The organism is Aeromonas sp. s4 (assembly GCF_040907855.1).
GTDB lineage: Bacteria > Pseudomonadota > Gammaproteobacteria > Enterobacterales > Aeromonadaceae > Aeromonas > Aeromonas caviae.
The window spans coordinates 133455-143867 of record NZ_JBFOCP010000049.1 but is presented as its reverse complement, the minus strand read 5'-3'; the positions used below and the strand labels follow the sequence as shown (position 1 = coordinate 143867).

Sequence of the window (10413 nt, the reverse complement as noted above, 5' to 3'; positions counted from 1 at the left end):
GGCCGGGGCGGGCAGGGGCACCCGCCAGGCCAGCCAGCCGAGGGCCAGCAGCACCGGCAGGCCCCAGAGCGCCAGCGCCCGAGACCAGTCCAGATACTCGGCAAGGCGCGGGGTGAGCACGGCCCCGAGCGCCCCGCCCCCCATCATGCAGGCGGAGAAGATCCCCATCACCAGAGGCACCTTTTGGGCGAACCCCTCTTTGATGAGGCCGGGCAGCACCCCCTGCACCAGGGCCGAGCCCAGCCCGCACAGGGCGGCGCTGGCGATGAGCAGGGCGCCGCTCGCCAGATCGACGCGCAGGGCGCTGCCAAGGGCAAGCAGCAGCAGGGCCGTCCCGAGTAGGGGGCGCGGGCCCGTGCGACCCAGGAGCGCCGGGGTGAGCAGCACGCCGACCCCGATAAGCCAGAGGGGCAGCAGGGTGACCCAGGCCAGGGTATCCACCCCGAGGGCCAGCCTCGCGTCGATGCGAGGGGCCAGGGGGCCGATGGCGGTGAGGAAGGGGCGCAGGTTGAGGGCGATGAGGATCACCAGCACCAGCAAGGCGCCGCTGCCCGGGGGGAGGCGGCGCTTATGCATGGGGCAGGGGACCGTAGAGGGTTTCGGCCGCGATGGGGCTCGCCAGCTTGATGAGGGGCAGGGGCGGCGGGCACAGGGGCAGTCGCAGGGCCGCGTAGGCCGCGCGGCTGTCATAGCCGAAGGGGGCGGCATCGTCGTTGTCAAAGGCGTAGTAGACCGCCTGGATGCCGTTCATCACCAAGGCCGACAGGCACATAGGGCAGGGGTGCCCGCTGGCATAGACGATGGCCCCGGCCAGCGGCCCCTGGCGACTCCCTTCCCGCAGCGCTTCCAGCTCCGCGTGACGGGTGGGGTCCCCCGCCTCCAGCATGCGGTTGACGGCGCTCGCCACCAGCCGGTTCTCCCTCACCAGCAGGGCTGCGAAGGGGCGCCCCCCTTGCTGGCGATGGGTCAGGGCCAGGTGCAGGGCTTGCTCCAGCCACTCCTGATGGCTGGGGGCCGAGGCGGCGGTGAGGGAGTTGAGGAGGCGGGCACCGGACTGGGAAGGGGGTGGCATGGTCATATCCTGGCAAAAAGGGGGAGGACAGCAGCCTAGAGGGTCGCCGCATCATTTGGAAATTAAATGATAAAATGACTTCCAGTGGTTTTATAAATGGAGATTGCCCATGGAGCGCCCCCTGCTGGACCCCCAATTGCTGCAGAGCTTCGTCGCCATCGTCGAAACCGGCAGCTTTACCCGCGCCGCCGAGCGTATCCACCTCACCCAGTCCACCCTGAGCCAGCAGATGCGCCGCCTGGAGCAGCAGCTGGGCTGCACCCTGCTCGATCGATCCGGCCGCCAGGTGGTGACCACGGCCCAGGGGGAGACCCTGCTCGGGCTGGCGCGCCGCATCCTGGGGCTGCTGGCCCGGGCGGGGGAGCGGGTGAGCGAGGCGAGCCACCCCCTGCGCCTCGGGGTGCCGGAGGATTTTGCCGCGGGGGCCATGACCCCGGTGCTGGCCGCCTTCGCCCGCGCGCACCCGCAGGTGCGGCTGGAGGTACAAAGCGATCTCAGCCATGCCCTGTGGCAGGCATTCGAAGGGGGAGAGCTGGATCTGGCCCTCATCAAGCAGGGGCGCGGCCAGGGGGAGCCCATCGCCCGCTGGCGCGAGCCCCTGGCCTGGGTTGACAGCCGGGAGTGGCCCGCCGCCGGGCGCGACCCCCTGCCTCTGGTGGTGTTTCCAAGTGAGGGGCTCTACCGGCGCCAGATGACCGACGCCCTGGATGCTGAGGGGATCCCCTGGCGCATCGCCTACGTGAGCGGCAGTCTCGCCAGCCTGCAAGGGGCGGTGAGCGCGGGGATCGGGGTCAGCCTGCTGCCGGCGCGCCTGCTGCAACCGGATCAGGTGGTGCTGGCCCACTGGCCTGCGGTGCGCTCGGTGGAGCTGGCCCTGCACCAGGGGCCGGGCACGAGCGAGCCCCTCGCCCGGCTGGGGGAGGCGCTGATCGCGCTCTGTGACGAGGTGATGGGGCCGAGGTAGCCCGGGCGGTCAGGGGTCAGGCCAGGGCCTGTTTTGGTACCACGGCGAGCCAGATTTCCACTTCGCCGCTGCCGGTGGCGGCGTCAAAGCGGGCGCCGTAGCGCTCGAAATCCGGCTGCTGGGCAGATTGATAGTCCGATTGCGCGAGCCACGCCAGGGCCTGGCGCCAGGTGTGCGGCAGGGTCGCGACATGCCCCTGATGCAAGAAGATGGCGTAGGTCTGGGGGGCGATGCGCATGCGGCCAAGCCCGGGAGGCAGCACCTCCAGGGCGGCGACCTCCACCCCGCAGAGGTATTCGCAGTGGGTGTCGGTGGCGGCGCAGATGACGCCATAGGCGTGCTCACCGAGCTGCCCCGGCAGGGGAAGCAGGGCGCTGAGGTCGTGCCACTGGCCGGCGAAGTCCCCCTGCTCGAAGGGGTGGTGACGGCGCAACCCCCCGAGGAGCATGGCGCGGCCTTGTTCGATGCGAATGGGGGCTGACATGGTGCCTCCTGCGGGGGCGCTCAGGCCTCCCGACCTTCCTCGAGCTTGCGCTCATAATCCCGGCGAACGATGGCGAGTGCCGCCAGGGCCAGTGCGGGGGCGATGTGGTTGGTTTCCAGCAGTTCAATCAGATCCACCGCGAGCTGGACCTCGGGGGGGGCATTTTCCAGAGACATCTTGGGTTCTCAAGGGCAAGGGGGGTCGCCATTATAGCGCCCGGCGGCGCGAAGACACGCCCCGGCTGCCCGGGGCGGGATGGGTCACATGTGCTGGCGCATCTCCTTGTCCAGCTCCTCGCGCAGGGCCATCAGCTTTTTGGCGTACTGCTGCAACTGCAGATCGCTCTCGCTCACCGGCTGCCACTGGGGCACCGGGGTGGGTTTGCCATGCTCGTCCATGGCCACGAAGATGATGATGCAGTGGGTGGTCTTGCGCCGCTCCGGGTCGGTGGGGTGGCGGCTGTAGACATCCACCGCCAGGTGCATGCTGGTGGTACCGGTGTGGATCACCTTGGCGTGCACCTCCACCAACTGGCCTATCTGGATGGGGCGCAAGAAGCGGATGCCCCCCACATAGACGGTGACGGCATAGCCGCCACACCAGCCGGCGGCGCAGGCGTAGCCGGCCTGGTCAATCCACTTCATCACCATGCCGCCATGGACTTTGCCGCCAAAGTTGACGTCGGCGGGTTCGGCGAGAAATTGCAGGGTCAGTTCACGGGCGCTCATGGTACTTCCTTATGTCGAGGCAAGGGGGGACTCCTTGGCTGTCCCCCGGGGACAATAACAGCGGGCGGGGCCGGCACTGATCCAACCAGCGCCTTTCTTGCCTGCGCCGTCATTCACCTTGAGTTCAGCGCAGGCGGCCCAGCATGACTCATCACGCGAGGGAGGAGGCCCCATGAAACAGATGCTGGAGCAATTGATGGGAGCTGGCAAGGGCTGGCTCAACGACGGTGGTGACACGCGCAAGGCCCAGATGAAGGGCATGGCGCAGGGGGGATTGGCCGCCGGGGCCATGGCGCTGCTGCTTGGCAACAAGAAGATGCGCAAATATGGCACCAAGGTGGCGGCGGTGGGGGGGGCGGCAGCCCTCGGGGGGCTGGCCTACAAACTCTATCAGGACTGGCAGACCCAGCAGTCCACCCCGGCCCAGCCGACCCAGCCCCTGGACACCCTGGAGGGCAAGGCCCTGGATGCCCGCGCCAACCTGCTGGTGCGCGCCATGGTGGCGGCAGCCCGGGCCGACGGCCACATCGATGCCGCCGAGCGCCAGAAGATCCAGGAGTACCTGACCGAACAGGGGGAGCGGGATGCGGCCCGCTGGATTGACGCCGAGCTCTCCCGTCCCCTCGACCCCCATGTCCTGGCGCGAGAAGTGACCGACATGGAGCTGGCGACCGAGGTCTACCTCGCCTCCCTGCTCACCATTGAGGTGGATCACTTCATGGAGCGCGGCTATCTGGACGAGCTGGCGCGGGCCTTGAAGCTGGATGACAACCTCAAGGGGAGCATAGAGCGCCAGGTGGCCCAACTGGGGGCGCCGGGCTGAGCCCGCATTGCCATCAGGATTGTCCACAAGGCCCCGTCATGGGGCCTTGTCGTTGCCGGGGGGCTGTTGATTGTCGTGACGAGCCGATAAGATGCGGGTTCCAAAGGGTGACCGCCGAGCCTCTTTCCTCGCTGGCGACCCTCACTGCAAGGAGCATCAGGTGGACATTCGCAAGGCAACTGAACAGGATATCGACGCTATTTTGGCCCTGAACCGGCAGATAGGTCAGCTCCACTTCGAGCAGGTGCCCGAGGTGTTCTGCCCCCCGTCCCCGGAAGACAGGGCCTTCTTGCTCGGCGCCATTGCCGACGAGGCGCGTCTTTTCTGCGTGGCGGTGGTGGCGGGAGAGGTGGCGGGCTTTCTCACCGCCCGCATCGACCTCAACGAGAGCGTCCCCTTTCTCAGCAAGCTGCCCGTCTGCCGCATCACGACCGTGGTGGTGGATGAGGGGCTGCGCTCCCGGGGCATCGGCCGGGCGCTGATCGCCCACGGGGACCAGTGGGGCAAGGCACGGGGCGCAAGCCAGCTGCGCCTGGAGGTGATGGCTTTCAACGAGCGGGCCAGGGCCCTCTACGAGCAACTGGGCTTCAAGGCCCAGTCACAGACCATGGCCAGGTAAGGCGCATTCGCTTGCAAAAGGGCCCGTTACGGGCCCTTGTCGTGTGAGGCGTCAGGGGGGCTCTGCCAGGTTTCCCGTTGCCGGGCGATGAGGTCCGCAAGCCGGTTGAGCGCCGCGTCTAGCTGCGGGCTCCAGGGATGGGAGCTGTTGAGGCGCAGGCAGTGGTTGTGCTGGCCCTGGCTGGAGAAGAGGGCCCCGGGGGCGATGGAGACCCCCTGCTCGATGGCGCTGGCATAGAGCGCCCGGCCATCGAGGCGGGCGTCAAATTCGAGCCAGAGAAAGTAGCCCCCATCCGGGGAGGAGATACGCGCCTCGGGAAAGAGGCGCATCAGGGCTGCCCGCATCTGCTGCTGGCGCTGGGCCAGGGTGTGGCGCAGGCGGCGAAAGTGGGCGTCCACCCCGCCCTGGCGCAACATGTCGGCCAGCGCCAGCTGACTGGGCACATTGGTCGAGAGCGTCGACATCAGTTGCAGCCGCTGGATGCGCTCGGCGTGGCGCTTCGCCACCACCCAGCCGACCCGAAAGCCGGGCGCCAGACACTTGGTCCAGGAGCCGCACAGCAGGCTCTCTCCCCGCGCATCCCAATGGGTGATGGGCCTTGGCCGCTCGCGCCCGACATAGAGCTCCGCATAGACGTCATCCTCCACCAGGGGGACCTGATGGCGGTTGAGCAGCGCCATCAGCGCCTGCTTGTGCTCATCGGGCATGGTGTGGCCGAGGGGGTGCTGCACATTGCCCATCAGCCAGCACGCCTTGACGGGGCGCTGGGCGAGGGCCTCCTCCAGCAGGGCGAGATCGATCCCCACCCCGGGGATCACCGGGATCTCCACCACCTTGAGCTTGAGCCGCTCGATGGCCTGGAGGGCGCCGTAGAAGGTGGGGGACTCCACCACCACCCAGTCGCCGGGCTCGGTCAGCACCTGAAGACTGAGGGAGAGCGCCTCCATGGCCCCCGTGGTGATGATGATCTGCTGGGGATCCACCGCCATCCCCTCGCCGGCGTAGCGCCGGGCGATGGCGCGGCGCAGTGCCTCGTTGCCGGGGGGCAGATCTGCCACCGTGCTGAAGGGATCGAGGCGGCGCATGCAACTGCCGAGGGCCCGACCGAGCTGGGGGTGGGGGAAGAGGGTCGGGTCCGCCACCGCCATGCCAAGGGGCACCAGCTCCCGTGACTTGCTCGCCTGCAGCACCTCGAACACCAGATCGTTGATGTCCACCGAGCCGCTGTAGCGGGCCTGCTGGGGCTGGCTCTCCCGCCGGGCCGTGCTCGCGGCCTTGACGTAGTAGCCGGACTGGGGCCGCGCCAGGATGAGGCCCCGGCTTTCGAGCAACTGATAGGCCTGGAGTACCGTCATGGGGCTGAGGCCGTGGGTCTTGCAGCTCTGGCGGATGGAGGGGATGCGCTCCCCCGGCTGCCAGAGGCCGCTCGTGATCTGCTGTTGCAGCTGGTCTGCCAACTGGCCGTAGCGGGACATGGTGGGCCCAAACTGTTATAGGTGTTTTTCACTATAACTGCATCTGTTATAGGTGTCATGGACCATGGTGTACTTGGCGGGCGAAAACCTGTCCGTTAAATGCAACATAGAGAGTCATGCATGATAAGCCTGGATGATGTGGTCAGCCTCTCCCGAATACAGTTCGGGGCGACGGCGATGTTCCACTTTCTGTTTGTGCCCCTCACCCTGGGGCTGTCCTGGATCCTGGTGATCGCCGAGTCGGCCTACGTGATGACCGGCAAGGTGATCTACAAGGACATCACCCGTTTCTGGGGCAAGCTGTTTGGCATCAACTTCGTGATGGGGGTGACCACCGGGATCACCCTGGAGTTCCAGTTCGGGACCAACTGGGCCTATTACTCCCACTATGTCGGCGATATCTTCGGCACGCCGCTGGCGGTGGAGGGGCTGATGGCCTTCTTCCTCGAGTCTACATTGGTGGGCCTTTTCTTCTTCGGCTGGGACAAGCTCTCCCGCGGTCAGCACCTGCTGGTGACCATGCTGGTGGCGCTCGGCTCCAACCTCTCCGCCCTCTGGATCCTCATCGCCAACGGCTGGATGCAAAACCCGGTCGGCGCCGAGTTCAACCCCATGACCATGCGCATGGAGCTGGTGGACGTGGCCGCGGTCATCTTCAACCCGGTGGCCCAGGTCAAGTTCGTCCACACGGTGGCAGCGGGCTATGTGGCGGCCTCCCTGTTCGTGATGGGGGTGAGCAGCTGGTATCTGCTGCGCGGCATGGAGGTGCGTTTCGCCCTGCGATCCTTTGCCATCGCCTCGGGTTTTGGCCTCGCGGCCATCCTCTCTGTCATCGTGCTCGGGGACGAGTCGGGCTATCGCTCGGGGGAGGTGCAGAAGGTCAAGCTCGCCGCCATCGAGGCGGAGTGGGAGACGGAGCCCGCCCCGGCTTCCTTCACCCTGTTCGGCCTGCCGGATCAGCGTGCCGAGACCACCCACGCGGCCATCAAGATACCCTATCTGATGGGCATCATCGCCACCCGCTCCCTGGATGAGCAGGTGACGGGCCTCAAAGATCTGAAAGCGCAGCACGAGGCGCGCATTCGCAGCGGCATGCTGGCCCACGAGGCGCTCGAAGCGATGCGGGCAGATGGCAGCAACCAGGCGGCCCGCGCCACCTTCGAGCGCCACCGCAGCGATCTGGGCTACGGCCTCTTGCTCACCCCCTATGCCAAGGAGATTGGCAAGGCGGACGAGGGGGCCATCGCCAAGGCGGTGGAGGACTCCATCCCCCAAGTGGCGCCGCTGTTCTGGAGCTTTCGCCTGATGGTGGGCATCGGCGTGGCGCTGCTGGCGCTCTTTGCCGCCGCCTTCCTGCAACTGTGCCGGGGCAGGCTGGTGCAATCCCCGCGGCTGCTCAGGGCCCTGCTCTGGTCTATTCCGCTACCCTGGATTGCCATCGAGGCGGGCTGGTTCGTGGCGGAGTTCGGTCGCCAGCCCTGGACCATCAGCGACGTGCTGCCGGTGTCGGCCTCCGTCTCCCTGCTGCAACCGGGGCAGCTCTGGTTCAGCCTCATCGCCATCTTCCTCATCTACAGCAGCCTGCTGGTGGTGGAGTTGTTCTTGTTGCGTCATGTGATCCGCAAAGGGCCTGCCAGCCTGCAGACGGGTCGTTATCAAGGTGAAGTGTTGCAAAACGGGAGTCCTGCCTGATGGATTACGAAACCCTGAAAGTGATCTGGTGGGGGCTGGTGCTCTTCCTGCTGGTCGGCTTCGTGGTGATGGATGGCTTCGATCTCGGGGTCGGCATGCTGCTGCCCGTGGTCGGCAAGACGGATGACGAGCGGCGGGTGCTGCTCAACAGCGTAGGGCCGGTGTGGGAGGGCAACCAGGTGTGGCTCATCGCCGGTGCCGGCACCCTGTTTGCCGCCTGGCCCCTGGTCTATGCCGCCGCCTTCTCGGCGCTTTACGTGCCCTTCATGTTCCTGCTGTTCGGTCTCTTTTTGCGCCCGGTGGGCTTTGACTATCGCAGCAAGCTGCCGGACCCGGTCTGGCGCCGCTGGTGGGACCGCGCCCTGGTGGTGGGCGGTCTGCTGCCGACCCTGGTGTTTGGTGCCACCCTTGGCCTCGTGCTGCAAGGGCTGCCGTTTCGCTTCGATGCGGCCCTTCGCATCCACTATGGCGCCTTTGCGTTCCACTGGCCGCTGCTGTTGACCGCCATGGGGACGGCGCTGGCGCTGCTCTTGCTGCACGGTGCCAGCTTCCTGCAGTGCAAAACCCAGGGGGCCATAGCGGCGCGCAGCGCCCGCCTCGCCCTCTGGCTCGGCCCCCTGGCGAGCGTCCTCTTTGCCCTTGGCGGCGTCTGGCTTGGGGAGATGGCGGGGTATCGCATCACGGCCATCGGCGATCTCAACGGCGCCCTCACTCCGCTGATGAAAGAGGTGGTGGCGGTGCCGGCGGGCTGGCTTGGCAACTTTGTCGCCCATCCGGTGCTCTGGGCCGTGCCTGTGCTCGGGCTCCTGCTGCCCCTGGTGTGCGCGCTGGCAAGCCGCTTCGGCAAGTCCGGGCTGGCGCTCGTTGCCAGCGGCGGTGCCTGCGCCGCCATGATGCTGACCGTGGCCATCGCGCTCTTCCCCTTCGTGCTGCCCTCGTCCCTGGATCCGGCCAGCAGCCTGACCCTGTGGGACAGCACCTCCAGCGAGCGCACCCTGCTTATCATGCTGGGGATCGTCGGAGTACTGATGCCGGTCAACATCGGCTACACCCTCTGGGTATACCGGGTGGTGCGCGGCAGGGTCAGCGCCGAGCAGGTGCGCCAGCACGGCCACAGCCTCTACTAATCCGCTTCAACACAAGGATCAACGCGATATGTGGTATTTCACCTGGTTGCTGGGGCTGGGGTTCGCCTTGCTCTGCGGGCTGGTCAATCTGCTCTGGCTGGAGGCGCGCTGGGTCGCCGATGAGGATCTCAAGGAGCCCTGAGTCTCGCATCTTGCCCATGAAAAAGGCCGACACAGGATGTCGGCCTTTTGCTTGCCCGGGGGTCAGGCAAGGGCGGCGCGGCGCTCGCCCGCTTCGCTGACATGGGTGAGGCCGTAGGCCAGCAGCACGATGAGGGCACCAATCCAGGGGGTGTGCATCAGGCCGAGGTGCTCCACCACGAAACCGCCGACCACGGAGCCCAGCGCAATGCCGACGTTGAAGGCGGCGATGTTGAGGCCGGAGGCCACATCCACGGCATTGGGGGTGTGGCGCTCGGCCTGTTTCACCACCAGTACCTGAAGGCCCGGCACGTTGCCAAAGGCGAAGGCGCCCCACACCAGCACGGTCAGTACCGCCAGCACCGGGTGCGGCGCGGTGAAGGTGAGCACCAGCAGCACCACGGCGAGCCCGGCAAACAGCAGCTTCAGCGCAGGCAATGGGCCCATCCGGTCGGCGAGCTTGCCGCCCCAGATATTGCCGACGGCGACCGATACCCCGTACACCAGCAGAATGAGGCTCACCGCGCTGGCGCTAAAGCCGCTCACCTGTTGCAGGATGGGGGCGAGGAAGGTAAATGCCGTGAAGGCACCGCCGTAACCGAGCGCCGTCTTGGCGTAGACCAGCAGCAAGGGCTTCCTGGTGAGCACCGAGAGCTGCTCGCGAACGCTGGAGGTGGCCCCCTTCGGCAGGTTCCCCGGTACCAGCAGCATGCTGCCCACCATGGCGACGAGGCCGAGCAGGCTCACCACCAGGAAGGTCTCGCGCCAGCCGAAGACCTGACCAATCCAGGTGCCAAGCGGGACGCCGGTCACCAGGGCGACCGTGAGGCCGCTGAACATGATGGCGATGGCGCTGGCCGCCTTCTCTTTGGCCACGAGACCCGTGGCGATGGTGCTGCCTACCGAGAAGAAGACCCCGTGGGCCAGCCCGGTGAGGATGCGGGCCACAATCAGGCTCTCGTACCCGGGGGCCTGCCAGGCCAGCAGGTTGCCGACGGTGAAGAGGGCCATCAGCCCCACCAGCAGCCACTTGCGCGGCAGCTTGCCGGTGAGCGCCGTGAGCACGGGGGCGCCGATGGCCACCCCAAGGGCATAGAGGCTGACCAGGAGGCCCGCCGAGGGGAGCGAGACATTGAGCTGCTCGGCGATGGTGGGGATGAGCCCCACGATCACGAATTCGGTGGTGCCTATGGCAAAGGCACTTAAAGTGAGGGCAAATAACGCCAGTGGCATAACAACTCCTTGGATTGGGACTCCCGACGGGAGAATGGCGCCAGTATGCCGAGGG

The 10413-nt window shown here is 66.9% G+C and carries 13 protein-coding genes; 6 read left to right on the top strand and 7 right to left on the bottom strand.

Going from position 1 to position 10413, the window contains the following annotated elements; translation table 11 throughout:
• On the bottom strand, positions 1-576 hold a 576-nt coding region (locus AB5Y89_RS17715; protein WP_368224227.1), incomplete at its 3' end, for an MFS transporter.
• Positions 569-1078, bottom strand: a complete 510-nt coding sequence (locus AB5Y89_RS17710) for a nucleoside deaminase (RefSeq protein ID WP_041212766.1) — start codon at positions 1076-1078, stop codon at positions 569-571. The genes AB5Y89_RS17710 and AB5Y89_RS17715, both read right to left, overlap by 8 nt.
• Positions 1079-1193: 115 nt before the next feature.
• On the opposite strand from AB5Y89_RS17710, the gene AB5Y89_RS17705 reads away from it, so the two are divergent.
• Positions 1194-2036 (top strand): LysR family transcriptional regulator, encoded by an 843-nt coding sequence (locus tag AB5Y89_RS17705; RefSeq protein WP_029314296.1) that lies wholly within the window; start codon positions 1194-1196, stop codon positions 2034-2036.
• A gap of 16 nt (positions 2037-2052) precedes the next feature.
• On the opposite strand, the gene AB5Y89_RS17700 is transcribed toward AB5Y89_RS17705, so the two are convergent.
• The 3 genes from AB5Y89_RS17700 to AB5Y89_RS17690 all read right to left on the bottom strand — a co-directional run bounded on the left by AB5Y89_RS17700 (position 2053) and on the right by AB5Y89_RS17690 (position 3248).
• Complete coding sequence (locus tag AB5Y89_RS17700) at positions 2053-2520, bottom strand: GyrI-like domain-containing protein (RefSeq protein WP_045525374.1); 468 nt, start codon at positions 2518-2520, stop codon at positions 2053-2055.
• A gap of 20 nt (positions 2521-2540) precedes the next feature.
• Positions 2541-2696 (bottom strand): pleiotropic regulatory protein RsmS, encoded by a 156-nt coding sequence (rsmS, locus tag AB5Y89_RS17695; protein WP_010674200.1) that lies wholly within the window; start codon positions 2694-2696, stop codon positions 2541-2543.
• Positions 2697-2780: 84 nt separating this feature from the next.
• On the bottom strand, positions 2781-3248 hold the full coding sequence (locus tag AB5Y89_RS17690; protein ID WP_010674201.1) for an acyl-CoA thioesterase: 468 nt from the start codon (positions 3246-3248) through the stop codon (positions 2781-2783).
• A gap of 172 nt (positions 3249-3420) precedes the next feature.
• On the opposite strand from AB5Y89_RS17690, the gene AB5Y89_RS17685 reads away from it, so the two are divergent.
• Entirely contained in the window at positions 3421-4071 is a 651-nt protein-coding gene (locus tag AB5Y89_RS17685; protein WP_042015902.1) for a tellurite resistance TerB family protein, read from the top strand.
• Between the two features lie 160 nt (positions 4072-4231).
• Positions 4232-4690: a GNAT family N-acetyltransferase gene (locus tag AB5Y89_RS17680; protein WP_171865592.1), complete on the top strand. Its 459-nt coding sequence runs from the start codon at positions 4232-4234 to the stop codon at positions 4688-4690.
• A gap of 26 nt (positions 4691-4716) precedes the next feature.
• On the opposite strand, the gene AB5Y89_RS17675 is transcribed toward AB5Y89_RS17680, so the two are convergent.
• Positions 4717-6165 carry a PLP-dependent aminotransferase family protein gene (locus tag AB5Y89_RS17675; RefSeq protein WP_319869382.1) on the bottom strand — a complete coding sequence of 483 codons (1449 nt, stop codon included), beginning with the start codon at positions 6163-6165 and terminating at the stop codon, positions 4717-4719.
• 120 nt (positions 6166-6285) lie between these two features.
• Between AB5Y89_RS17675 and AB5Y89_RS17670 the strand changes: the two genes are divergently transcribed.
• Genes AB5Y89_RS17670 through AB5Y89_RS17660 form a run of 3 tightly spaced genes read left to right on the top strand, consistent with a single transcriptional unit; the run spans position 6286 to position 9126 of the window.
• On the top strand, positions 6286-7857 hold the full coding sequence (locus tag AB5Y89_RS17670) for a cytochrome ubiquinol oxidase subunit I (RefSeq protein WP_048207353.1): 1572 nt from the start codon (positions 6286-6288) through the stop codon (positions 7855-7857).
• Positions 7857-8984, top strand: coding sequence for a cytochrome d ubiquinol oxidase subunit II (gene cydB, locus AB5Y89_RS17665; RefSeq protein ID WP_368224226.1), 1128 nt, complete (start codon positions 7857-7859; stop codon positions 8982-8984). Before AB5Y89_RS17670 ends, cydB begins: the two co-directional genes overlap by 1 nt.
• Before the next feature lie 28 nt (positions 8985-9012).
• On the top strand, positions 9013-9126 hold the full coding sequence (locus tag AB5Y89_RS17660; protein WP_368224225.1) for a cytochrome bd oxidase small subunit, CydX/CbdX family: 114 nt from the start codon (positions 9013-9015) through the stop codon (positions 9124-9126).
• Between the two features lie 62 nt (positions 9127-9188).
• On the opposite strand, the gene AB5Y89_RS17655 is transcribed toward AB5Y89_RS17660, so the two are convergent.
• The gene (locus AB5Y89_RS17655) at positions 9189-10358 is read right to left on the bottom strand and encodes an MFS transporter (protein WP_368224224.1); all 1170 of its coding nucleotides are present in this window, start codon (positions 10356-10358) and stop codon (positions 9189-9191) included.
• Positions 10359-10413: the final 55 nt, after the last annotated feature.

Excerpts from the sequence above, each read along its gene's own strand:
- AB5Y89_RS17700 (WP_045525374.1), bottom strand. The coding sequence starts at position 2,520 with ATGTCAGCCCCCATTCGCATCGAACAAGGCCGCGCCATGCTCCTCGGG.
- AB5Y89_RS17660 (WP_368224225.1), top strand. The coding sequence starts at position 9,013 with ATGTGGTATTTCACCTGGTTGCTGGGGCTGGGGTTCGCCTTGCTCTGC.
- AB5Y89_RS17710 (WP_041212766.1), bottom strand. The coding sequence starts at position 1,078 with ATGACCATGCCACCCCCTTCCCAGTCCGGTGCCCGCCTCCTCAACTCC.
- AB5Y89_RS17690 (WP_010674201.1), bottom strand. The coding sequence starts at position 3,248 with ATGAGCGCCCGTGAACTGACCCTGCAATTTCTCGCCGAACCCGCCGAC.
- AB5Y89_RS17685 (WP_042015902.1), top strand. The coding sequence starts at position 3,421 with ATGAAACAGATGCTGGAGCAATTGATGGGAGCTGGCAAGGGCTGGCTC.
- cydB (WP_368224226.1), top strand. The coding sequence starts at position 7,857 with ATGGATTACGAAACCCTGAAAGTGATCTGGTGGGGGCTGGTGCTCTTC.
- AB5Y89_RS17670 (WP_048207353.1), top strand. The coding sequence starts at position 6,286 with ATGATAAGCCTGGATGATGTGGTCAGCCTCTCCCGAATACAGTTCGGG.
- AB5Y89_RS17655 (WP_368224224.1), bottom strand. The coding sequence starts at position 10,358 with ATGCCACTGGCGTTATTTGCCCTCACTTTAAGTGCCTTTGCCATAGGC.
- AB5Y89_RS17675 (WP_319869382.1), bottom strand. The coding sequence starts at position 6,165 with ATGTCCCGCTACGGCCAGTTGGCAGACCAGCTGCAACAGCAGATCACG.
- rsmS (WP_010674200.1), bottom strand. The coding sequence starts at position 2,696 with ATGTCTCTGGAAAATGCCCCCCCCGAGGTCCAGCTCGCGGTGGATCTG.